The organism is Thauera sp. DNT-1 (assembly GCF_055393985.1).
Map to the genome: position 1 here is coordinate 3,152,199 of NZ_AP043752.1, position 23,272 is coordinate 3,175,470.

Annotated in this window: 19 protein-coding genes; 12 read left to right on the forward strand and 7 right to left on the reverse strand. The window is 70.1% G+C overall.

All coding sequences use genetic code 11. The annotated features are described in order from the left end of the window. Nucleotides 1-21 precede the first annotated feature (21 nt). Nucleotides 22-1,059, forward strand: a complete 1,038-nt coding sequence (gene tdh, locus ACZ5PP_RS14555; protein WP_004309492.1) for an L-threonine 3-dehydrogenase — start codon at nucleotides 22-24, stop codon at nucleotides 1,057-1,059. Nucleotides 1,060-1,125: 66 nt separating this feature from the next. Here the strand turns inward: tdh and ACZ5PP_RS14560 are convergent, their stop codons facing one another. Further along, complete coding sequence (locus tag ACZ5PP_RS14560; protein ID WP_012584492.1) at nucleotides 1,126-2,661, reverse strand: cryptochrome/photolyase family protein; 1,536 nt, start codon at nucleotides 2,659-2,661, stop codon at nucleotides 1,126-1,128. Between the two features lie 215 nt (nucleotides 2,662-2,876). Here ACZ5PP_RS14560 and ACZ5PP_RS14565 point away from each other — a divergent pair, with 215 nt between their 5' ends. Beyond that, entirely contained in the window at nucleotides 2,877-5,321 is a 2,445-nt protein-coding gene (locus ACZ5PP_RS14565) for a sensor domain-containing protein (RefSeq protein WP_276658889.1), read from the forward strand. Here ACZ5PP_RS14565 and ACZ5PP_RS14570 read toward each other — a convergent pair whose 3' ends face one another. After that, nucleotides 5,322-6,749: a fused MFS/spermidine synthase gene (locus ACZ5PP_RS14570; protein WP_004309499.1), complete on the reverse strand. Its 1,428-nt coding sequence runs from the start codon at nucleotides 6,747-6,749 to the stop codon at nucleotides 5,322-5,324. It lies immediately after the preceding gene. 176 nt (nucleotides 6,750-6,925) lie between these two features. On the opposite strand from ACZ5PP_RS14570, the gene ACZ5PP_RS14575 reads away from it, so the two are divergent. The 8 genes from ACZ5PP_RS14575 to ACZ5PP_RS14610 all read left to right on the forward strand — a co-directional run bounded on the left by ACZ5PP_RS14575 (nucleotide 6,926) and on the right by ACZ5PP_RS14610 (nucleotide 14,812). Next, on the forward strand, nucleotides 6,926-7,159 hold the full coding sequence (locus ACZ5PP_RS14575) for a hypothetical protein (RefSeq protein ID WP_004309500.1): 234 nt from the start codon (nucleotides 6,926-6,928) through the stop codon (nucleotides 7,157-7,159). Nucleotides 7,160-7,366: 207 nt separating this feature from the next. Beyond that, complete coding sequence (locus ACZ5PP_RS14580) at nucleotides 7,367-8,380, forward strand: extracellular catalytic domain type 1 short-chain-length polyhydroxyalkanoate depolymerase (protein ID WP_041589767.1); 1,014 nt, start codon at nucleotides 7,367-7,369, stop codon at nucleotides 8,378-8,380. A gap of 845 nt (nucleotides 8,381-9,225) precedes the next feature. Further along, entirely contained in the window at nucleotides 9,226-10,026 is an 801-nt protein-coding gene (gene modA, locus ACZ5PP_RS14585; RefSeq protein WP_004318987.1) for a molybdate ABC transporter substrate-binding protein, read from the forward strand. 292 nt (nucleotides 10,027-10,318) lie between these two features. Continuing rightward, complete coding sequence (modB, locus tag ACZ5PP_RS14590) at nucleotides 10,319-11,008, forward strand: molybdate ABC transporter permease subunit (RefSeq protein ID WP_004318985.1); 690 nt, start codon at nucleotides 10,319-10,321, stop codon at nucleotides 11,006-11,008. Beyond that, nucleotides 11,008-12,156, forward strand: coding sequence for a molybdenum ABC transporter ATP-binding protein (modC, locus tag ACZ5PP_RS14595; protein WP_004318983.1), 1,149 nt, complete (start codon nucleotides 11,008-11,010; stop codon nucleotides 12,154-12,156). The genes modB and modC overlap by 1 nt, the downstream gene beginning before the upstream one ends. A gap of 77 nt (nucleotides 12,157-12,233) precedes the next feature. Next, entirely contained in the window at nucleotides 12,234-12,908 is a 675-nt protein-coding gene (locus ACZ5PP_RS14600) for a glutathione S-transferase family protein (RefSeq protein WP_004318981.1), read from the forward strand. Between the two features lie 73 nt (nucleotides 12,909-12,981). Then, on the forward strand, nucleotides 12,982-13,881 hold the full coding sequence (locus ACZ5PP_RS14605; RefSeq protein WP_004318979.1) for an LOG family protein: 900 nt from the start codon (nucleotides 12,982-12,984) through the stop codon (nucleotides 13,879-13,881). 100 nt (nucleotides 13,882-13,981) lie between these two features. Then, on the forward strand, nucleotides 13,982-14,812 hold the full coding sequence (locus ACZ5PP_RS14610) for an IclR family transcriptional regulator (RefSeq protein WP_464826183.1): 831 nt from the start codon (nucleotides 13,982-13,984) through the stop codon (nucleotides 14,810-14,812). Nucleotides 14,813-14,816: 4 nt separating this feature from the next. On the opposite strand, the gene ACZ5PP_RS14615 is transcribed toward ACZ5PP_RS14610, so the two are convergent. From ACZ5PP_RS14615 to ACZ5PP_RS14630, 4 genes are all read right to left on the reverse strand, one after another. Beyond that, entirely contained in the window at nucleotides 14,817-16,211 is a 1,395-nt protein-coding gene (locus ACZ5PP_RS14615; RefSeq protein ID WP_004318975.1) for an FAD-binding oxidoreductase, read from the reverse strand. 28 nt (nucleotides 16,212-16,239) lie between these two features. Then, nucleotides 16,240-17,520 carry a TRAP transporter large permease gene (locus ACZ5PP_RS14620; protein ID WP_464826184.1) on the reverse strand — a complete coding sequence of 427 codons (1,281 nt, stop codon included), beginning with the start codon at nucleotides 17,518-17,520 and terminating at the stop codon, nucleotides 16,240-16,242. Next, nucleotides 17,517-18,002: a TRAP transporter small permease gene (locus ACZ5PP_RS14625; RefSeq protein ID WP_004318962.1), complete on the reverse strand. Its 486-nt coding sequence runs from the start codon at nucleotides 18,000-18,002 to the stop codon at nucleotides 17,517-17,519. Before ACZ5PP_RS14625 ends, ACZ5PP_RS14620 begins: the two co-directional genes overlap by 4 nt. Before the next feature lie 89 nt (nucleotides 18,003-18,091). Then, a complete protein-coding gene (locus ACZ5PP_RS14630; RefSeq protein ID WP_276658873.1) occupies nucleotides 18,092-19,132 on the reverse strand; it encodes a TRAP transporter substrate-binding protein in 1,041 nt (346 codons plus the stop codon). A gap of 306 nt (nucleotides 19,133-19,438) precedes the next feature. Between ACZ5PP_RS14630 and ACZ5PP_RS14635 the strand changes: the two genes are divergently transcribed. Next, the gene (locus tag ACZ5PP_RS14635; protein ID WP_231570627.1) at nucleotides 19,439-20,068 is read left to right on the forward strand and encodes an esterase/lipase family protein; all 630 of its coding nucleotides are present in this window, start codon (nucleotides 19,439-19,441) and stop codon (nucleotides 20,066-20,068) included. Nucleotides 20,069-20,221: 153 nt separating this feature from the next. Here ACZ5PP_RS14635 and ACZ5PP_RS14640 read toward each other — a convergent pair whose 3' ends face one another. Then, the gene (locus tag ACZ5PP_RS14640; protein ID WP_012584500.1) at nucleotides 20,222-20,857 is read right to left on the reverse strand and encodes a hypothetical protein; all 636 of its coding nucleotides are present in this window, start codon (nucleotides 20,855-20,857) and stop codon (nucleotides 20,222-20,224) included. A gap of 98 nt (nucleotides 20,858-20,955) precedes the next feature. Here ACZ5PP_RS14640 and ACZ5PP_RS14645 point away from each other — a divergent pair, with 98 nt between their 5' ends. Continuing rightward, nucleotides 20,956-23,193, forward strand: a complete 2,238-nt coding sequence (locus tag ACZ5PP_RS14645) for an ATP-dependent helicase (protein ID WP_464826185.1) — start codon at nucleotides 20,956-20,958, stop codon at nucleotides 23,191-23,193. Nucleotides 23,194-23,272 lie beyond the last annotated feature (79 nt).

Below are 23,272 nucleotides of genomic sequence, written 5' to 3' on the forward strand. Positions count from 1 at the left end.
ATATCGATTGAGAGGAATCCCATGAAGGCCTTGGCCAAATTGACCCCGTCGGTGGGGCTCACGCTGACCAGCGTGGAAAAGCCGGAAGTCGGACCCAACGACGTCCTCATCAAGATCAAGAAGACCGCGATCTGCGGCACGGACATCCATATCTGGAAGTGGGACGAGTGGGCGCAGAAGACCATTCCCGTCCCCATGCACGTCGGCCACGAGTACGTCGGCGTGATCGCCGAGATGGGCCAGGAGGTGCGCGGCTTCAAGATCGGCGACCGCGTGTCGGGCGAGGGGCACATCACCTGCGGTTTCTGCCGCAACTGCCGCGCCGGCCGTCGCCACCTCTGCCGCAACACCGTGGGCGTCGGCGTGAACCGCGCGGGCGCGTTCGCCGAGTACCTGGCGATCCCGGCGGTCAATGCGTTCAAGATCCCCGACGACATCTCCGACGACCTCGCGGCGATCTTCGACCCCTTCGGCAACGCCACCCATACCGCGCTGTCCTTCAACCTGGTCGGCGAGGACGTGCTCATCACCGGCGCCGGCCCGATCGGCATCATGGCGGTGGCGATCGCGCGTCACGTCGGCGCGCGCCATGTCGTCATCACGGACGTCAACGATCACCGCCTGGAGCTCGCCCGCAAGATGGGCGCGACGCGCGCGGTGAATGTGAGCCGCGAGAACCTCGCCGACGTGAAGACCGAGTTGCACATGGTCGAAGGCTTCGACGTCGGCCTCGAGATGTCGGGCGTGCCGTCGGCGTTCACCTCGATGCTCGAGCACATGAACCACGGCGGCAAGATCGCGCTGCTGGGCATTCCGCCGTCCAACACCGCGATCGACTGGAACCAGGTCATCTTCAAGGGCCTGGAGATCAAGGGCATCTACGGCCGCGAGATGTTCGAGACCTGGTACAAGATGGTCGCCATGCTGCAGAGCGGGCTGGACCTGAGCCCGATCATCACCCACCACTACCCGGTCGAGGAGTTCAAGACCGGCTTCGAGACCATGCTCTCGGGCAACAGCGGCAAGGTGATCCTGGACTGGGAAGCGCTGGCCGCCTGATCCTTGTGCTGTGGCAAACAGGACAGAGCCCGCGCAGGCCCGGGCTCTGTCCGTTGGCGGGCCCGCTCAGAGTTCGTCCAGCCGCGCCAGCCAGTGCGCGGCCTGCGCCAGCGTGGCGGCGCGCTCGCCCGCGTCCATCTTCGCCCACGCCTTGTACGGCATCGCCATGCGCGGGTTGCGTGCGAAGCGCGCCTCGTGGCGCAGCAGGAAATCCCAGTACAGGCTGTTGAAGGGGCAGGCCGGCTTGCCGCTGGCGCCGTGGCGGCGCCTGGGGTCGTAGGCGCAGCCCTTGCAATAGTCCGACTGCTTGCCGATGTAGCTCGCCGCGCCGGCGTAGGGCTTGCTCGCGATCACGCCGCCGTCGGCGAACTGGCTCATGCCGCGGGTGTTGGGCATCTCCACCCACTCGAAGGCGTCGATGTAGATGCCCAGGTACCAGGCGTCCACCGCGTCCGGGTCGCAGCCCGCCAGCAGCGCGAAGTTGCCGGTGATCATCAGGCGCTGGATGTGGTGGGCGTAGGCGGTGTCGAGCGATTGCGCGATGGCGTGGCGCAGGCAGGCCATCTTCGTGTCGCCGCTCCAGTACCACTCCGGCAGCGGGCGCCGGGCGTCGAGCGCATTGGCCTGCGCATAGCCCGGCATGCGCGCCCAATACACGCCGCGCACGAACTCCCTCCAGCCCAGGATCTGGCGCACGAAGCCCTCGCAGCTCGCCAGCTCCACCTTGCCCGCCTGCCAGGCGGCGAGCGCGGCGTCGATGACCTCGCGCGGGTGCAGCAGCTTGACGTTGAGCGCGAACGACAGCCCGGAGTGGAACAGCGTGGTCGAGCGCGTGCTCATCGCGTCCTGGTAGGGGCCGAACCAGGGCAGGGCGTGCTCGATGAAGTGCGCCAGCCCGGCACGCGCCTCGCGCCGGGTGATCGGCCAGCGCAGCTGGTCGGCATGGGGCGCACCGATGGTTCGCACGCCCGCCGCGACGATCTCGTCCCACAGCGCGCAGAGGTCGTGGCCGCGCCAGGGCCATGCCGGCGCGGGCGGGTCGCCCGGCCATTTCTCGCGGTTCTGCGCGTCGAAGTTCCACACCCCGCCCACGGGGACGTCGTCGGCGTCGACCAGGATGCGGTGGCGGCGGCGCAGGTCGCGGTAGAAGAACTCCATGCGCGGCACCTTGGCGGCAAAGCGCTGCGCGAGTTCGGCACGCTCGGCGAGGAAGTGCTCGCTGCCGACCACCGCCTGCGGCAGGCCGAGCGTCTGCGCGGCCTCGTCCAGCAGGCGCTCCACCCGCCACTCGTCGGCCTCCATGCGCTCGAAGCGGGTCGCGCCGCACTCGGCCGCCACCTGCGCCAGGTTGGCGGCGAAGGACTGGCGGTTGTCGGCGTCGCCGATCTTCAGGTAGCGCACGCGATGACCGGCGGCCTGCAGCGCGGCGGCGAAGGCGCGCATCGCGGCGAAGATCGCCAGCACCTTCTGCGCATGGTGGCGGACGTAGTCGGTCTCGCTGCGCACCTCCATCATGAGGTACAGCGCGTCGGCGCGCGGGGCGCGGAACCAGGAGTGGGCGGCGTGGAGCTGGTCGCCGAGGATCAGGCGGAGAGTGGTCATCGTGACGAAGGGCGGGCGAGCTTGTGGTGTCGGCGTGCGTCGGTTCGGCGCGCCGTCATTCTAGGGCGAGGGGCCGCGACCGTGCCCGCTGCCCTGCCCGCGGGGGAAGTCCGTATGCATTTTGTGGTTGCAGTCGGTGCGCTTGATCCGGACACTGTTGTGCCCGAGTCGGGCTGCTCGACCGGCCGCGATCATCAAGGACAACAGGGCTGCACATGAACGACGACAACGCTCGCCTGAGGGCGGCCATCGACACGCTGCGCGTCCCGATCTACATGAAGGATGCGGACGGGCGCTATGTCTACGCCAACGATCTCGCGTGCTCGCTGCTGAAACGCTCGCGTGACGATGTCGTCGGCCGCTGCGACCAGGATCTTTTTCCGCCGGATCAGGCCGAGGTCCTGCGCCGCAACGACCTGCAGGTCATCGCGACCGCCAGGGCGGTGGTCATCGAGGAATATCTGAGCTTTCCCGACGCGCCCGTGCCGCGCTGCTGCATGAACATCAAGCAGCCGGTCGTCGACGCCGGCGGCCGCCCGGTCGGCGTGATCGGCCTTGCCATCGACATCGAGGCGCGCAAGCAGCAGGAGCGGGAGCTGGTCGGCCTCAAGAACGACTATGCCGCGATCCTCCAGGCCCTGCCCGATCCCTTGTTCGAGTTCGACATCGAAGGCCGCTGCCACGGCTACCGCACTCCCGACGAGGATCTGCTCGCCGCGCCGCCCGAAGTGTTCCTGGGGCGCACCGTGCGCGAGGTGCTGCCGCCGGAAGAGGCCGAGGTCTGTCTCGAGGCCCTGCGCGAGGCGGCGGCGAAGGGGCGCTCCACGGGCAAGGTGTTCAAGGTGGAGGCGCCCCAGGGCACGCGCTGGTTCGAGCTCTCGGTGGCGCCGATGGCCAGCGCGGCGGGCCGGACGCAGCGCTTCAACGTGCTTTCGCGCGAGGTGACCGCCCGCGAGCGCATGGAGCGCGCGCTGCAGGAGCAGGAGTCGCTGCTGCGCGCCGTGGTGGACAACACCCCGGTGGAATACTGGGCGCGCGACCTCGACGGGCGCTGCACCCTGCAGAACGCGATGACGGTGGCGCACTGGGGCGACCTGCTCGGCCAGCGTCCGGAAGAGAGCGCGAAGGAACCCGCGGCACGGACCGAGTGGCTGGAGACCAACCGCCGTGCCTACGCCGGCGAGACCGTCCATCGCGAGGTCGAGTACGAGGTCGACGGCGAGACGCGCATCTTCCAGTGCCTGGTCGCGCCGATCCGCGTGGGCGGCGAGGTGGTGGGCATCTTCGGTTTCAACCAGGACATCACCGAGCGCAAGCGCCAGGAGCACCAGATCCACGAGCTCGCCTTCTTCGATCCGCTGACCCGGCTGCCCAACCGGCGTCTGATGTTCGACCGCCTGGAGCGGGCCTTGAGCAGCAGTGCGCGTCGCCGGCACCAGGGCGCGCTGCTGCTGATCGACCTCGACCACTTCAAGGAGCTCAACGATTCCCACGGCCACGAGGCCGGAGACCAGCTGCTGATGAAGGTCGCCGCGCGCCTCGGGCTGAGCATCCGCGAGGGCGACACGGCCGCGCGCCTGGGGGGCGACGAGTTCGTGGTGATCCTGGAGGACCTCGAGGACGTCGCCGACGAGCTCCTGCACATCAAGGCGGTCGCGGACCGCATCGGCCGGGAGCTCGGCCGACCCTTCCAGCTGCAGCGCGGCACGGCGGGCGAGACGATCTCCTACCAGTGCTCGGCCAGCATCGGCATCAGCGCCTTCGGCGAACCGGGCGTCGGCGCGGCCGAGCTGCTGCGTCGTGCCGATACCGCGCTCTACCAGGCCAAGGCCGCGGGGCGCAACGCGGTCAGCTTCTTCGACCCGATCATGCAGGCCGCGGTCACCGCGCGCGCGCGCCTGCATTCCGACCTGCGCCAGGCGATCCGCGGAGGCCAGTTCGAGCTGCATTACCAGGTCCAGGTGGATGCGCAGCGACGGCCCGCGGGCGCCGAGGCGCTGGTGCGCTGGCGTCATCCCGAGAAGGGGCTGATCCACCCGGGCGGATTCATCGACCTCGCCGAGGAAACCGGGCTGATCGTGCCGCTCGGCCACTGGGTGCTGGCGACGGGGTGCCGGCAGCTCGCGCTGTGGGCCCGCCACCCCGCGACCGCGCACCTGCGGCTTGCGGTCAACGTGAGCGCGCGTCAGTTCCGTCAGCCGTCCTTCGCCGACGAGGTGCGTGCGCTGCTCGAACAGACCGGCGCGCCGGCGGACCGCCTCAAGCTCGAGCTGACCGAGAGCAGCCTGATCGAGGACACCGAGGCGGTGATCGAGCGCATGGAGACGCTGCGTGCGCTCGGCATCCGTTTCGCGCTCGACGACTTCGGCACCGGTTACTCCTCGCTCGCCTATCTCAAGCGCCTGCCGCTGGCGCAGTTGAAGATCGACCAGTCTTTCGTGCGCGACCTGATGTCCGATCCCAACGATGCCAGCATCGTGCGCACCATCCTCGCCCTCGGCGACAGCCTCGGCCTCGCCGTGATCGCCGAAGGGGTCGAGACCGAGGCGCAGTATGCCTTCCTGGCGGCGCACGGCTGCCGCGCCTACCAGGGCTACCTGTTCGGGCAGCCGGTCGCGCTGGACGTGTTCGAGGCCGGACTGGCGGCGTCGGACGGCTGATCAGCTGCCGCGCAGCACGTCGAGGTCGGCGCGGTTGCGCTCGTCGGTGTAGGGCAGGGCGGGTTCCTGCGCCGCGTGCGCCGTGGACGGGGCGGAGCAGATCACCAGCACGTTGCCCTGCGGGCGGTCGCGGAACAGCACCTCGACCGCGCACGCGCCGTACTCGGCCTGGATGCTCGCCAGCAGGCTGCGCGCGTAGGGGCTGGCGAGCTCGCGGTCGAGGATCAGGTTGGCGGCGAGGACGCCGCCCGGCTTCAGCACGGCACGGGTGGCGCGCCAGAACTCGCGCGTGACCAGGTGGGCGGGGATGCTGGTGAGCGCGCTGTAGACGTCGACCACCACCGCGTCGTGGCGCGCGGCGGTCTCGCGCAGGTGGGCACGCGCGTCGGCGGCGACGAACTCGCCGCGCACCGGCTCGCGCAGGAAGTCGCGCTCGGCGATCTCCTTCACTGCGGGGTCGATATCGACATAGACGTAACGATTGAGCGGCTCGCGGTGCGAGAGCGTGAAGCCGCCGGCGCCCAGCACCAGCACGCTGCGCCCGCGGAAGCCGAGCTCGTCGAGCAGCAGGTCGCGCAGGCGGCGGATGTAGCGCGCGTAGCGCGGCGGCTCGCCGGCGTCGAGGATGGAGGCCGGCGAGTTGTTGATGCGCAGGACCTCGGGTGCCACGTAGCCGGGGATCGCCACCGCCTCGACGCGGTAGGTGGCGTAGGCGGTCTCGATCTGCTGCGGCAGCACCAGGTTGGCCACCAGCGCCATGCCCGCGATCGCGAGCGCCGCCGCGGCCGACGGCAGGCGCGCACCAGCCGCGCGGCCGAGCGCCGGTACCGCTGTGAGCAACAGGCCGGCGCACACCAGCACCGCCGCGCCCACGCCCAGCCACTGCATCACCCCCATCGACAGCGTCAGCGCGCCCAGGAAGGAGCCCAGCGTTGACCAGTACAGCGCCGCCCCGCTGCGCGCGCCGACGCGCTCGTGGCGCAGCAGGTTGGTGAGGATGGGCACGGTCTGGCCGAGCAGCCAGGCCACCGGGCACAGCACGCCGCACACCACCACCGCCCAGGCCACCGGTGCCGGCTGCAGCCGGGCGAAGGCCAGCTCCACCACCGGACCCGCCAGCCCGAGCGCGATCAGCGCCGCGGCGAGCAGGAAGTTGCGCCGCACGCGCGCGAGGTAGTCGCCAGCCACCTGCCCGCCGGCCTGGTAGCCGAGCGCCAGCGCGAGCAGGAAGAAGGCGATCGTCGGCGCGGTGACCGTGATCGCGCTGCCCACGTGCGGCACCAGCCGGCGCAGCGCGAGGATCTCGGCGCCGAGCGAGACGAAGCCCTCGACGAAGACGAGCAGGAAGAGCAGGGCGGGCGACAGCGACAGGGCGGGGGAGGGCACGGCGGGCGCCGTCCCGGGGCTGCCGGAGACCGGAGCGTGCATCGCGGAGGTCCTCGCGTGGTGAAGGGGGCGCCTTGGAGGCGACCGATTATCCGGCGCGTTGCCGCCGTAGGCCAGCACGCCTGTGCGCAGTGTTGCGCTGCGCTCCCCCGGCCGATGCCGGCAAGGCCGGAATCGGCTACCCTGCCGCCTGTCTCCTTGTCCCGCCCCGTCTACCCATGGCCCAGCCCACCCTCAAGCAGCGCAAGACCTTCGCCCTCATCCGCATCTTCGGCGGCATGGTCGCCGCGCTCTACCTGAGCTTCGTCGTCGTCACCAACATGCTCGCCGGCCATGCGCTTGAAGGCGAGCTGCTTTATTCCGCCCTGGTCGCGCTCGCCGGCTACGGCTACGCGGCCTGGTACCTGCGCGAGCTCGCCGCGGTGGCGCGCGAGGAGCGCGGCGGCCGATGAGGGCGGCGCGAACGGACCTCGCCGCGGCTGGGTCCGCCAATCCGCCGTCGGCCAGTCTGCCGTCGGCCAACTCGCCCTCCGCTGCACGGACGCGCAACGCGGCGCCCTGCGACGATCGTCTGGCGTGAGCACGTCTGCACGGCCGCCCGAAGGCTGGCGCTCTCCTCCCTCGGGGAGGAGGTGGCGCAGCGACAGGAGGGTAGTGTGGTGAGCCGCCGCGTCCGCCCTTCGCCCCTGTTGCGTGCCATCGAGCGCGCCACCACCGCGATGACCCGGCGCGCGCTCCGCGCCGGCGCGGACGCCGCCGGCAAGGCCGCGGCGCGCGGCGTCGAGGCGATGTCCGCGCCCTACCGCCTGCCGGTGTCGGCCGGCGACTGGATCCCCGGGCAGGCGATCGGGCCGGCGGGCCTGCGCCGCTTCCGGCTGTTCCGCCCGGCAGACGTGCGCAGCAGCGATCGCCTGCCGCTGCTGGTGATGCTGCACGGCTGCGGCCAGAACGCCGCGGCCTTCGCGCGCAGCACGCGCATGGACCGGCTCGCCGCGCGCGAGCGCTTCCTGGTGCTCTATCCCGAGCAGGACCTGGCCGCCAATCCGCAGGGCTGCTGGAACTGGTACGACACGCGCAGCCATCGCGCCGAGGCCGAGGCGGCGACTCTGATCGCGGCGATCGACCAGGCCTGCCTGCTCTACCCGGTCGACCGCGACGCGGTGGCGGTGGCCGGCTTGTCGGCGGGGGCGAGCATGGCGGCCCTGCTCGCGGTGCGCTGGCCGGAGCGCTTCTGCGCGGTCGCGATGCACGCTGGTGTCGCGCCGGGCGCGGCAAACTCGGCGGCCGGGGTGCTGGCCGCGATGCGCGGCCGCAGCCTGCCCCCGACCGCGGTCGAGCGCGGGAACCGGCCGCCGCTGCTGGTGATCCACGGCAGCGAGGACCGCGTGGTGTCGGTTCGCAACGCCCACGCCGCCGCTGAGCAGTGGGCCGCCGCGCTCGGCGCGCGCGCCGCCGATCCGCGCCGGGTGCAGCGCGGGGCGCGCCACGCGATGACGGTGACCGACTGGCGTGTGCGGCGCCGGGTGTGCGTCCGCCTATGCGAGGTCGAGCGCCTCGGCCATGCCTGGAGCGGCGGCGCCGCCGGCGAGCACTTCAGCGACCCGCAGGGGCCGGATGCATCGACGCTGATCTGGCGCTTCGTGCAGGGGAGCCTGCTTGGGCCTGAGGCGTGAGGCGCCCGCGAAGAGCGGTGACGAGGATTCTCGTAGGAGCGACGCAAGTCGCGATTGCAGCGGCGAAGCGAGCGCAAGCGCATGACGGCGCCGCCCGCTCGCGACTTGCGTCGCTCCCACGAAAACCGCCGCGGCTGCGTGAATTCCCGTCTCGTACGGTCGAGCTGCACTGTAGGAGCGACGCGAGTCGCGATTGCAGCGGCGAAGCGAACGCAAGCGCATGACGGCGCCGCCCGCTCGCGACTTGCGTCGCTCCCACGAAAACCGCCGCGGCTGCGTGAATTCCCGTCTCGTACGATCGAGCTGCACTGTAGGAGCGACGCGAGTCGCGATTGCAGCGGCGAAGCGAACGCAAGCGCATGACGGCGCCGCCCGCTCGCGACTTGCGTCGCTCCCACGAAAGCCGCCGCGGCTGCGTGAATTCCCGTCTCGTACGGTCGAGCTGCACTGTAGGAGCGACGCAAGTCGCGATTGCAGCGGCGAAGCGAGCGCAAGCGCATGACGGCGCCGCCCGCTCGCGACTTGCGTCGCTCCCACGAAAACCGCCGCGGCTGCGTGAATTCCCGTCTCGTACGGTCGAGCTGCACTGTAGGAGCGACGCGAGTCGCGATTGCAGCGGCGAAGCGAACGCAAGCGCATGACGGCGCCGCCCGCTCGCGACTTGCGTCGCTCCCACAAGAACCGTCGCATCTCCAGCCCCCGTCGCGTCTCCAGCCTCCGGTGCGCCGGGGGGCTTGCAGGCGCGACGCAAGTCGCGGTCTCATGTGGCCGCGGTGTCGGCCTGCCGTGTCGGCTGTGCTGGCGTAACGCTGCAGGCCAAGTGTTCAACTGGAGGAGAACGATCGATGTGCCTGTCCAACTTGCCCCTGCGCCGTCGTGTGCTGGGTGCCCTGCTCGCCCTGGCCGCAGGCGTATTCGGACCCCACGCCGCGGCGGGCGAGCGCATCACGGTGGCGGCGGCCTCCGACCTCAAGTTCGCGCTCGACGAGATCGTGGCCGAGTTCGGCCGCGCGCATCCGGGCGACACCGTCGAGGTCGTCTACGGCTCCTCGGGCAAGTTCGCCACGCAGATCCGCCAGGGCGCGCCCTTCGACCTGTATTTTTCCGCCGACATCGCCTACCCGCGCGCGCTCGAGACCGAGGGCCTCGCCCACGGTGCGACGCGGCCCTACGCGCTCGGACGCATCGTGCTGTGGAGCGCGACGCGCGACGCGCGCATGCTCGAACTGAAGGATCTCGCCGACCCGGCGATCGGCCGCATCGCCATCGCCAACCCGCGCCACGCCCCCTACGGCAAGCGCGCCGAGGAGGCCTTGCGCGCCGCCGGCGTGTGGGAATCGGTGCAGCCGAGGCTGGTGCAGGGCGAGAACATCGCCCAGACCGCGCAGTTCGTGCAGACCGGCAACGCCGCGGTGGGCATCATCGCGCTGTCGCTGGCGCTCAACCCGACGCTGGCCGCGCAGGGGGGCTACACGCTGATCGACGCCGGCCTGCACGAGCCGCTGGAGCAGGGCTTCATGCTCACCCGCGCTGCCGCCGGCAAGCCGCTCGCCACGGCTTTTGCCGAGTTCATCGGCAGCGAGTCCGCGCGCGCGGTGCTGCGGCGCTACGGCTTCGAGCTGCCGGCCGTGTCCGCGGGGCGGTGAGCGGGGGCCGCGTAGCGGCGCTGCCGGATCGCGACTTGCGTCGCTCCCACGAAAACGGTCGCGTCTCGGGACATGCGGGATCGCGACTTGCGTCGCTCCCACGAAAGCCGTCGCGTCTCGGGACATGCGGGATCGCGACTTGCGTCGCTCCCACGAAAACCGTCGCGTCTCGGGACACGCGGGATCGCGACTTGCGTCGCGCCTACACGAGTGCTCCCCGGCGCGGCACAATGGGGCCCGCCGCCACCCGCGCGCGCTGCCGCGACGATCCTGCCTCCTTCATTCACCCACCATGCCCACCCTGAGCGGCGCCGACTGGTCCGCCATCCGCCTCACCCTGGAACTCGCCGCGGCCAGCACCGCGGTGCTGCTGCTGCTCGGCACGCCGCTGGCGTGGTGGCTGGCGTGCACGCGCTCGCGCTGGAAGGGCGTGGTGGGGGCGGTGGTGGCGCTGCCGCTGGTGCTGCCGCCGACGGTGATCGGCTTCTACCTGCTGGTGGCGATGGGGCCGAACGGGCCTGTGGGCAGGCTCACCGAGGCGCTCGGCCTCGGCCTGCTGCCGTTCAGCTTTGCCGGCCTGGTGGTCGGCTCGGTGGTGTATTCGCTGCCCTTCGTCGTGCAGCCGCTCGCCAACGCCTTCGAGGCCATCGGGCGCCGCCCGCTCGAGGTCGCCGCCACGCTGCGCGCCGGGCCCTGGGACCGCTTCTTCAACGTCGCGCTGCCGCTCGCGCGGCCGGGCTTCGTCACCGCCACCATCCTCGGCTTCGCCCATACCGTGGGTGAGTTCGGCGTGGTGCTGATGATCGGCGGCAACATCCCCGAGCGTACGCGGGTGGTCTCGGTGGCGATCTACGACCACGTCGAGGCGCTGGAATACGCCCAGGCGCACTGGCTGTCGGCCGGCATGCTGGCCTTCAGCTTCGTGGTGCTGCTCGCGCTCTACGGCCGGCGGCGCGGCCACGCAGGCGGAGGTGTGGGCTGATGGCCGATGTTCCGCAGCCAGGCGCCGCAGGCACCGCAACCGGCGCCGCCGCGGGCTGCGCCCGCCCGGCCGCCGGCATCGAGGCGCGCTTCGCCGTCGACTACGCCGGCTTCCGCCTCGATGTCGACCTGCGCCTGCCCGGGCGCGGCGTCACCGCCCTGTTCGGCCACTCCGGCTCGGGCAAGACCACGCTGCTGCGCTGCGTCGCCGGGCTGGAGCCGGCGGCGCGCGGTCGCCTGGTGGTCAATGGCGAGTGCTGGCAGGACGACGCGCGTCGCATCCTGGTGCCTACCCACCGCCGCGCGCTCGGCTACGTCTTCCAGGAGGCCAGCCTGTTCCCCCACCTGTCGGTGCGGCGCAACCTGGAGTTCGGCCTGCACCGCATCCCGGCCGCCGCGCGCCGCGTGCCGCTCGACCACGCGGTGGCCCTGCTCGGCATCGAGGCCCTGCTCGAACGCATGCCCGACCGCCTCTCCGGTGGCGAGCGCCAGCGCGTCGGCATGGCGCGCGCGCTGCTCACCAGTCCGCGCATCCTGCTCATGGACGAGCCGCTCGCCGCGCTCGACCACCGCCGCAAGCAGGAGATCCTGCCCTACCTCGAACGCCTGCACGACGAGCTCGACATCCCGGTGCTCTACGTCAGCCACGCGCCCGACGAAGTCGTGCGTCTGGCCGACCACGTGGTCATGCTCGGCGAGGGCAAGGCGATGGCCGCGGGCGAGCTGCACGCCACCATGGCGCGGCTCGACCTGCCCACCGCCTTCACCGAGGACGCCGGCGTGGTGGTCGACGGCACGGTGGCCGAGCACGACGACCACTACCACCTCACCCGGCTGGACTTCCCCGGCGGCGCGGTGTGGGTGCAGCGCCAGCCCGCGCCGCCCGGCCGCCGCCTGCGTTTCCGCATCCACGCGCGCGATGTCAGCCTCGCCGACCACCTGGTCGAGGGCAGCAGCATCCAGAACCTGCTGCCGGCGATCGTCGAGGAGGTCGTCGGTGCGGACACCCCCGCCCACGTGCTGGTGCGCCTGGACGCGGGCGGCACCGCGTTGCTGGCGCGCATCACCCGCCGCGCCGCCGAGCAGCTCGGGTTGCGCCCGGGGCGGCGGATGTGGGCGCAGATCAAGTCGGTGGCGCTGCTGGGTTGAGTTCCTGCCATCGTTTCAATCCTTTCCCACATCCCGAGTGCGGGGCTGTGACTGCTATTCTCCGGAGCGCAACGCCGATGACGACGACCCTTTATCACTGCATCAATGCCAGATCCTTCCGCGCGCTGTGGATGCTGGAAGAGCTCGGGCTGCCCTACGCGCTGAAAGTGCTGCCCTTTCCGCCGCGCAGCCGCGACGAGGAGTACCTCGCGGTGAATCCGCTCGGCACCATCCCCGCCTTCCTGGAGGACGACGTGTGGATGAGCGAGTCGGCTGCGATCTGCCAGTACCTGGCGGCGCGCCATTCGCCGCGCGCGCTCGATGTCGGTGTGGACGAAGCGGATTTCGGCGCCTACCTCAACTACCTGCACTTCGGCGAAGCCACGCTGACCTTTCCGCAAACCCTGATCCTGCGCTATGGCCGCTTCGAGCCGCCCGAGCGCCGCCTGCCGCAGGCGGCCGAGGACTACACGCGCTGGTTCCTGTCGCGTCTGCGCACGCTCGAACCCCGGCTCGAAACCCACGAGTTCCTGTGCGCGGGGCGATTCACCGCGGCCGACGTCGCGGTCGGCTACGCCTTGATGCTGGCCACGGACATCGGCCTGCAGGACCGCTTCAAGCCGGCGACCCTGGCGTATTGGCAGCGGCTGCAGGCGCGGCCGGGCTTCCTGCGCGCACTGGAGGCCCAGACGCGAGCCGCGCTGGAACAGGGGGTGTCGACCGCGTCCGTCGCGTGCTGGGACGGGCGCTGAACCGGGGACAGGGCTCGCGTCCCGTCACGCGCGGATGCGATGATGCGGCTCCCCGAACCGGACGGATTGACCGATGAGCAAGAATTCCCCCCTGCGCGCCCGCAACTTCCCCTCTGCCGAAGACGAGGCCAAGGCCGCGCAGCCGCAGGGCCGCTACGACGGCCCCGGCAGCTCCTTCCGCATGGCCTTCACCGACACCGAGTTCCTGCTGCGCGACGAGTTGCGCCCGGTGCGGCTGCAGCTCGAGCTGCTCAAGGCCGAGCTGGTGCAGCAGGAGCAGGGGGTGGAATCGACCGTGGTGGTGTTCGGCAGCGCGCGCTTCAAGGCGCCGGACGTGGCCGAGGCGATGCTGCGCGACGCGCTGGCGAGCGGCGACGAGGCGGCGACCGCGCGCGCGCGTCAGATGGTGAAGAACGCGCGTTGGTACGAGGAGGCGCGCCGCTTCGGCGAGCTGGTCACGCGCGAGTCCGAGGCGCTCGGCGAGCCGGTGATCGTCGCCACCGGCGGCGGCCCGGGGATCATGGAGGCGGGCAACCGCGGCGCCTTCGAGGCCGGCGGGCGCAGCATGGGGATGAGCATCTTCCTGCCCTTCGAGGAGGCGCCCAACCCCTACATCACGCCCGAGCTGTGCTTCCAGTTCCACTACTTCGCGATCCGCAAGATGCACTTCCTGATGCGCGCGGTGGCGCTGGTGAGCTTCCCCGGCGGGCTGGGCACGCTCGACGAACTCTTCGAGGTGCTGACGCTGACGCAGACGCGCAAGATCCGCCGCCGCCCGATCGTGCTGATCGGGCGCGACTTCTGGCAGCGCCTGATCGACTTCGACGTGCTGGTCGAGCACGGCGTGATCAGCCCCGAGGACAAGAACCTGTTCCACTACGCCGAGACCGCCGAGGAAGCCTGGGACGCGATCAAGGCCGCGTACAGTGGCGACAATCCCTCGCTGACGGCGCGGCAGTTGAAGGGCAACTGAGCGCGCCGTGCGACGGCAACCCCTCGGGCGGGGCGCTCGAATCGAGCGGCGGCTGCACCGGTGTGCAACAATTTCGCCAAGCGCAGGCGCTTGCGGTGCCATGCTGCCTTCCACCTCCACCCGACCCGCGCCACGTCGACGCAGCATGACTTCCTCGAAATCACGCGCCCTGAACGCCGATGCCCCCACGAAGGGGCAGACCATGCTGCGGGGACTCGACATTCTCGAGGCGATCGCGGAGGGTGCGCGCACGGTCGCCGAAATCGCCGCACAGACCGGCCTCAGCCTCAGCACCACCCATCGTCTCGCTTCGTCCCTGGCCGATCGCAACTACCTCAAGTTCGAGCCGCGCAAGGGCTACAGCCTCGGCCAGAAGCTCATCGAGCTGGGCTTTGCGGGCTATCGCGAGGCCGATCTTCGCAAGCTGGCCCGGCCTTACCTGGAGGAACTCGCCAGCCGGACGTACGACACCATCCATCTTGCCGCGCTGGTCCACGATGAGGTGACCTACCTCGACAAGATCGCGGGCAAGCGCCCGGTGGAGATCAGTTCCCGCGTCGGTGGGCGCAAGCCGGTGTGCTCCACCGGCGTGGGCAAGGCCCTGATCCTTGACCGCAGTGAAGATTTCTGGCGGCACTGCTATCGCAAGGAGTTCGGCGGCGAGTCCGACCCCGACGCCATGGCCCAATGGATGGCCAGGATGCGCAGCTACATCGGGCTCGATTACGCCGAGGATTTCGGCGAGAACGAAGGCGCCATCCGCTGCGTCGCCGCACCCATCCGCGATGGCAGCCAGCGTATCGTCGCGGCGGTCAGCGTTTCATCGGCCCGCGAGTACATGGACCGCCAGCGCATGCAGGGACTGATCAACGAAGTTCGCAACACCGCACGCGCCATCAGCGCGGAGCTCGGCGCACCGGGCAAGGACTGAACGCTCAGATCAGCTTGCCTGGATTGAGGATGTTCTTCGGATCCAGGGTGTGCTTCAAGGTCCGCATCAGCGCCAGCTCGGCCTCGCTGCGCGAGTAGTGCAGCCAGTCGCGCTTGAGCGTGCCGATGCCGTGCTCGGCCGAGATCGAGCCGCCGTAGCTGCGCACCACCGAATACACCGCGTCCTCGATGCGCATCTGGCTGTCGTGGTCGCTCGGCACCTTGCACACCACCACATGCAGGTTGCCGTCGCCGACGTGGCCGAAGAACAGCGCCTTGAGCGCCGGCCAGTCGCGGTCGAGCTCGGTGCGGATGCGCGCTGCGCACTCGCCGATCTGCGCGATCGGCACCGAGACGTCGAAGTTGAGCGTCGGCGCATAGTCGCGCAGCACTTCGGCGACGCCATCGCGGATCGCCCAGAAGGCTTCGGCCTCGGCCACCGACTGCGCCACCGCGCCGTCGAGGATCCAGCCCGCCTCGATGGCCTGTTCCAGCATCGCCTCGAAGCGCCCGGCGTCGGTCTCCGGCTGGCCGCAGTGCATGTCGATCAGCACGTACACCGGATAGTTCGTGTCGAGCGGCGCGCGCAGCTTGCCGGCAGCGACGGCGGTGACCAGGTAGTCGTTCCACATGATCTCGAAGGCGCTGACCTGTCCGGACAGGCTCTGCTGCGCATGGCGCAGGAAGCGCAGCGCGGCGGGGTAGTCGTGCAGTGCGACCACCGCGGTGCTCACGCCCTTGGGCAGCGGCTGCAGCTTGAACACCACCCTGGTGACGATGCCGAGCACGCCCTCGCTGCCGATGAAGAGATGCTTGAGGTCCATGCCGGCGTTGTTCTTGACCATCTGGTTGAGCATGCTCAACACCGTGCCGTCGGCGAGCACCACCTCGAGCCCGAGCACCAGGTCGCGGGTGTTGCCGTAGCGGATCACCCGGTTGCCGCCCGCGTTGGTCGACACGTTGCCGCCCACCTGGCAGGAGCCGCGCGCGCCGAGGTCGACCGCGAGCAGCGCGCCGGCGTCGCGGCAGGCTTCCTGCACCGTCTGCAGGATCGCGCCGGCCTCGACGATGACGGTGCCCGAATCGATGTCGATGCGCTCGATGCGGTTCATGCGCTCGAGCGACACCACCACCTCGCCGCCGGCCGGCACCGCGCCGCCACACAGGCCGGTGAGGCCGCCCTGCGGCACCACCGCCTGGCCGTGGGCGTGGCAGATCGCCAGCATGCGCGACAGTTCGTCGGTGCTGCGCGGGCGCAGGATCGCCAGCGGCTGGCCGCCGGCGCAGCCGCTCCAGTCCTGCAGGTACTTCGGACTGGCATCGCCGGGGAGCACGTCGGCGCCGAAAACGGCGGTCAGGGCTTCCAGCGCGGCAGCGGAAGAGGCATTCAGTGCGGTCATCGGCTCGGCTCTCTCGACAGCGTTGCGATCACTTCATCAGGTTGGGCAGCCACAGGGTGATCTGCGGCACATAGGTCAATACCAGCAGCACCACGATCATCGACAGCAGGAAGGGCGTCGCGCCACGAATGACGCCTTCCAGTTGGGCGTTGCCGACCCGCGAGCCGACGAACAGGTTGATGCCCATCGGCGGGGTGACCATCCCGATCGCCAGGTTGACGATCATCAGGATGCCGAAATGCACCGGATCGACGCCCACCTTCAGCACCACCGGGAGCAGGATCGGGGTCAGGATGATGATCGCCGCCAGCGTCTCCATGAAGCAGCCGACCACCAGGAACAGCACGTTGATCAGCAGCAGGATCATGATCGGATCGCTGGTCAGGGCCACGATCTCGTTGGCCAGCTTGACCGGGATGCCTTCGATCGCCAGCACGCGGCCGAACACCGTCGCCGTGCCGACGATCACCATCACCGTCGCGGAGGTCAGGGCGGAGTGTGCCAGCACTTTGTAGACATCGGCGAGCTTGAGGTCCTTGTAGACGAAAACGCCGACGAAGAAGCCGTAGGCCACCGCCACCGCCGCGGCTTCGGTCGGGGTGAAGATGCCGCCGTAGATGCCGCCCAGGATGATCACCGGCACCAGCAGCGCCCACTTGGCGTCCCACAGGATGCGGAAGATCTCGGCGCCGGTGTAGCTGCGCTCGATGCCGTGGTAACCGGCCTTGCACGCGATGAACCAGCTCATCAGCATCAGCACCACGCCGATCAGCACACCCGGGACGACCCCCGCGAGGAAGAGGCTGGACACCGAGGCGCCGGAGGAGGTGGCGTAGATCACCATCGGGATGCTGGGCGGAATCACCACGCCGATGCAGCCTGCGGACGCGACCAGGCCGACCGAGAAGTTGCGGTCGTAGCCGCGCTTGAGCATGGCCGGGAACAGGATGCCGCCGATCGCCGCCACCGTCGCCGGGCCCGAGCCCGAGATCGCGGCGAAGAACATGCAGGTGGCCACGGCGACCAGGCCGAGGCCGCCGGTGTAACGGCCGAACAGGATCTCGCCGACTTCGAGCAGGCGGCGCGAGATGCCGCCGTGGCCCATGAGGTCGCCGGCGAGGATGAAGAAGGGCACCGCCATCAGCGGGAAGGAGTCGATCGAGGTCACCAGGCTCTGCGCCAGATAGCTGCTGTCGACCACGCCGCCGTAGCCGAGCGCCGCCATCGCCGCGATGCCGAGCGAGATGCCGATCGGCACGCCCACGATCATCAGCAGGGCGAACAGCCCGAACAGGATCAGGGAGATCATGCTGCCACCCCCAAGGTGCGCAGGCGCTTGAATCCCGCGACGATGTTTTGAACGAGGCGGATGAACACCAGCGCGAAACCGACCGTCGGCGCCAGGTAGATCACCCCCATCGGCATGCCGAGCGCCGCCGACGATTGGCCGAACTTGAAGATCTTCATGCTCAGCACGAAGCCTTCCTTGACCACCAGCGCAGCGAACAGCAGGAACACCACCTGGGCCACGATGTAGGTGATCTCCCTGATGCGGGCGGGCAGGTAGCCGGTCACCGCCTCCACGCAGATGTGGGCATTCTTCTTCACGCCGTAGGCCACCCCGAGGTAGGTCGCCCACACGAAGATATAGCGGGCCAGTTCTTCGGACCAGGTCAGGGATTCCTGGACGACGTAGCGCATGAAGATCTGCACGACGATGAGGACGGTCATCGCTGCCATCAGCAGGACGATCAGTGCCTCCTCGAAGTGATCATCGAGTTTCTTGAGCATGGGGTCTCTCGGGGTCGCGGGCCGCGCCGGACGAACGCCGGGGCCGAAAGGACGGCGCCCCGGCTGCGTGCGGCCGGGGCGTCGCAGGCTTAGTTGGTGGCCTGCAGCACCTTTTTGACGATTTCCTCGCCGGCCTTCTTCTTCACCAGGTCGTACACCGGCCCCATCTTGGCGCGGAAGGCTTCCTTCTCGGCGTCGCTCAATTCGGTGAAGGTGATGCCGGTCATCTGCGCTTCGGCCTCGGCGTCGCTCTTCTGCGCGAGGTCGCGCTGGTACGCCTTGGCGGCTTCGAAGGCTTCGGCCATGGCCTGCTTGTCGGCCTCGCTCAGACCGTCGTAGAGCGGCTTGCTCATCAGGATGACGAAGGGCGAGTAGAGGTGGCCGGTCTTGGTGATGAACTTCTGCACCTCGAAGAACTTCATGTCGCGGAACAGGTTGATCGGGGTTTCCTGGGCATCGAAGGTGCCCTGCTGCAGCGCGGTGAACAGCTCGCCGAAGGCCAGCGGCGCCGGGTTGGCACCCAGCTCCTTCCAGGCGGCGAGGTGGACCTCGTTCTCCATCGTGCGCATCTTGATGCCCTTCAGGTCATCCGGCGTCTTCACCGCCACCTTGCTGTTGCTGAGCTGGCGGAAACCGTTCTCCCAGAAGCCGAGGCCCTGGATGTTGATGTCCTGGAGGCTCTTCAGCAGGTACTGGCCGGGTTCGCCGTCGAGCACCTTGTAGACGGTGGGACGATCCTTGAACACGAAGGGCAGGTCGAGGGCGAAGAACTCCTTCTTGAAGCCGCCCAGCGGGGCCGAGGACACGAAGGTCATGCCGACGCTGCCCAGTTGCACCGCTTCGATCAGCTCGCGTTCGCTGCCGAGCTGCGAGTTGGGGTAGATCTCCAGGCTGATGCGGCCGCCCGTCTTTTCGCCCAGCAGGCGGTTGAACTCGACCAGCCCCTTGTGGCCGGTGTTGGACTCCGTGGCGGCGTGGCCGACCTTGATCACCAGCTTCTGGTTCGTCGCTGTGGTCGCGGGTTGCGTGCCTTTCTGTTCGCCCGAGCATCCGGCGAGTGCGAAAGCGGCGAGGGCGAGGCCTGTCGCGAGGATGCGGCGGCGGAGGGGGGTTGCGAGCTGGTTGGACATGGAGTGTAGTTCCTTCATTGGGTACCGACAGGCTGCCTGCGGCTCTCGAGGACTCGCATTTGTCCGGTACGCGGCTGGGTGGAATCCAAACTGGATAATCGATTAAAGCCATGAATGCTGGGGTTTGAGGAAAGCCATGTCAATATGTGAATATAGATCTCAAATATTGAGATTTTTCCGGTGTGTCGAGCTGCAGGATTTGCATGAAGTGCGCGCAAGGAGAGGGACGCCCCCTTTCCTGCAGGGTGCCCCTGCCTGTCTTGTGCGTGGAACGCGGGGGCGCTTGTGGTAGCCGGCGCGGAGTCCGTGATCCTCTTCGTCCACGGCCTGTGGATGCACGGCGTGGTGTTTTCCGCGCACCGTCGCGAGCTGCGCCGCATGGGGCGCGAGAGCCGGGTGTTCTCATGGCATTCGCTGCTCGGCTCGCTCGACGGCGCGGCAGATGATCTTGCGGCGCACATCGCCGCGCTCGGCCGCCGGCCGCTGCATCTGGTCGGGCACAGCCTGGGCGGCTGTGTCGTGCTGAACATGCTCGCCCGCCATCATCCGGAAGGCATCGGCCGCGTGGTCCTGCTCGGTTCGCCGTGCTGCGGGTCCCATGCGGGCGAGCGCATCCTGCGCGTCCCGCTTCTGCGCGGCGCGCTCGGCCGCGTGCTGCCGCAGTGGCTGGCGCGGCCGCTGCCCGAGGTGCCGCCCGGCTACGAGATCGGCGTGGTCGCCGGCAACCGCCCGGTCGGCATGGGGCGCATCGTGCCCGGCATGGAGAAGCCCAACGACGGCATGGTGACGGTGGCCGAGACGCGCTGGCCGGGCGCGCGCGACCACACCGTGCTGCCGGTCACCCACATGCAGATGCTGTGGTCGCGCGCCTGCCTGATCCAGACCCTGCACTTCCTCGACACCGGGCGCTTCCTGCGCGGGGGCGTGCGCGGCTGATCGCGCGCAGCGCGCCCCCGGTCGGGGGCGGGGGCTCAGATCGCGTCGCGGATCCGCCGCAGGCGATCTCCCAGGCGTGGCCGCCGTCGCGGTCATGAGGGGTCTGCGCTGGACCTTCGGATTGCGGGCCTGCCGCGCCCGGCTCGATTCAGCCTAGTCCGGCAGCGGGGGGCTGCCAGCCGGATCGTGCGGTCGCAGCTCGCGGGTGTCGATGTGGAGGACGTGGCCGCGGTGGCGGCTTACCTCCTCGACCATATGCGCGGTGCCCCCGGCGCCGTCGCCGCGGCGCCCGTCCCACAGGCACAGCAGCCAGACGCGTTCGCCGCCGCAGGCGAGCGCGGTGTCGAGCAGCCAGCGGTTGCAGCGCTCGAAGGGGTTGTCGGCCGCGGCCGCGGGGGCGGGCGGCATGGCGTGCGGCGGGCTGGCGAGGCGGGCGGCCACCGCGCGGTAGCGCGCCACCCACTGCTCGCCCGCGCTCACCGGGCGTACCGAGCGCGCGATGAACTCGTCCTCGCCGAAGGGCTGCAGGAAGAGCAGCGGCAGCGCGCGCGCCTGCGCCGCCTCGGCGAAGAGCAGGTCGCCGCCCGCCGCGCCCTGGGTGAGGCCGAGGTCGAGCGGGCCGGCCTCCAGGCGATCGAGCGCTTCGGCGATGCGCGCCGCCGCCGCGGGCGCGAGTGCGGGCGGGAAGCGCGGTTCGGCACGGCCGGGCGCATCGATCATGTGGCCGCTGAAGAGGATCACGCGGCGTGGCTGCAGGCAGCTCGGCAGAAGTGGTTCGGGGGCGGGCATCGCGGATCTCCGGTGGTCGGTCGGTGCTGTGCACATTCTGGAGCGATCGCCTCTGCCGCGGCTATCTGCGCGCGCCGAGGCTGAATATACTTACAGCCATGTCGCCCCCTATCGAGACCCTTCCCGGGCCGAACTCCGAGCCTCGCTCCAAGACCTCCTCCCCGCGGCCGCCGGCCGCCGATCCGCTCGCGGCGCTCGACCCCGCCCAGCGCGCCGCGGTCGGGCACGGCATCGGCGCCGATGGCCGCATCGACGCCGGGCCGCTGCTGGTGATCGCCGGCGCCGGCTCGGGCAAGACCGGCACGCTCGCGCACCGCGTGGCGCGCCTCGTGGCGGCCGGGGCCGATCCCGCGCGCATCCTGCTGCTGACCTTCTCGCGCCGCGCCGCGGACGAGATGGGCCGGCGCGTGCGTCGCATCCTCGCGCAGGCCGCCGCCGACCGTCCCGGCCTGGCGCGCGCCGAGCTGCAGTGGGCGGGCACCTTCCACGCCATCGGCGCGCGCCTGCTGCGCGACCACGCCGGCCGCATCGGGCTCGACCCCGGCTTCAGCATCCACGACCGCGAGGACTCCGCCGACCTGATGAACCTGGTGCGCCACGAGCTCGGGCTGTCGGCGACGAAGCAGCGCTTCCCGCAGAAGGGCACCTGCCTGGCGATCTATTCGGCGGTGGTCAACACGCGCGCCGCGCTCGCCGAGGTGCTGCAGGCGAGCTTCCCGTGGTGCGCGCAGTGGGAGGACGAGCTCAAGCGCCTGTTCCGCGCCTACGTCGAGGCCAAGCAGGCGCAGCAGGTGCTCGACTACGACGACCTGCTGCTGTACTGGGCGCAGATGGTGGGCGAGGCGGAGCTCGGTGCCGAAATCGGCGGCCTCTTCGACCACGTGCTGGTCGACGAATACCAGGACACCAACGCACTGCAGGCGGCGATCCTGCTCGCGATGAAACCGGACGGCCGCGGCCTGACCGTGGTCGGCGACGACGCGCAGTCGATCTACGCCTTCCGCGGCGCCACGGTGCGCAACATCCTCGACTTCCCGGCGGCCTTCGCGCCGCCGGCGCGGGTGGTGACGCTGGAGCGCAACTACCGCTCCACCCAGCCCATCCTCGACGCCGCCAACGCGGTGATCGCGCTCGCCGCCGAGCGCTTCGCCAAGAACCTGTGGAGCGAGCGCGCCTCGGCGCAGCGCCCGTGCCTGGTGACGGTGAAGGACGAGGCGGCGCAGGCCGACTTCGTGGTCGACAGCGTGCTGGCGCGCCGCGAGGAAGGGCTGAAGCTCAAGCAGCAGGCGGTGCTGTTCCGCGCCTCGGCGCACAGCGCGCGCCTGGAACTGGAGCTGACCCGGCGCAACATCCCCTTCGTGAAGTACGGCGGGCTCAGGTTCCTCGAGGCCGCCCACGTCAAGGACGTGCTCGCGCTCCTGCGCTGGGCGGAGAACCCGCGCGACCGCATCGCCGGCTTCCGTGCCATCCAGCTGCTCGCCGGCATCGGCCCCAGGACTGCCGGGCGCGTGCTCGACAACGTCTGCAGCGCGCCGCCGGGCTGCGTGCTGCTCGCCGAGCAGCCGGTGCCGGAGGCGGCGCGCCCGGGGTGGCTGGAGTTCGCCACGCTGGTCGACCGGCTTTCCGGGCGGGAGGAGGCCTCGACCGCCGCATTCGCGCCTGGCGGCGCTCCTGCACGAACCACCGCGCCTGTCCGTGCGGAGGGTCTTGCGGGCGGGGCGAGGGGCGGCCTGCCGTGGCCGACCGACTTCGAGCTCGCCTGCCGTTGGTACGAGGCGCAGATGCCGCGCCTGTACGACGATTTCCAGGTGCGCGTGCTCGACATCCAGCAGCTCGCGCGCATCGCCGCCACCAGCCCGAGCCGGCAGCGCTTTCTCACCGAACTCACGCTCGACCCGCCCAGTGCCACCAGCGCCGAGGCCGGCATGCCGTTGCTCGACGAGGACTACCTGATCCTGTCGACCATCCACTCGGCCAAGGGCCAGGAGTGGAACGCGGTGAGCGTGCTCAACGTGGTCGACGGCTGCATCCCTTCGGACGTCGCCACGCGCAACAGCGCCGAGATCGAGGAGGAGCGCCGCCTGCTCTACGTGGCGATGACGCGCGCCAAGGACGCCCTCGACCTGATCGTGCCGCAGCGCTTCCACGTCACCCAGCAGACGGGCCTGGGCGATCGCCATGTCTATGCCGGGCGCAGCCGCTTCATCCCCAACCGTCTGCTCGGGCACTTCGAGCAGATGAGCTGGCCGTTGCCTGCGCCCGAACTCCAGGGCTCGCCGGCCTCGCGCCAGGCGGCGATCGACCTCGCCGCGAAGATGCGCGACATGTGGCGATGACTGCGCGGTCGCGACCGCGGAGGGCTCGTGCCCTGGCGCTCGATCGCTCCGGATAGGGTAGTCTTTTCGTTCGTCGCGC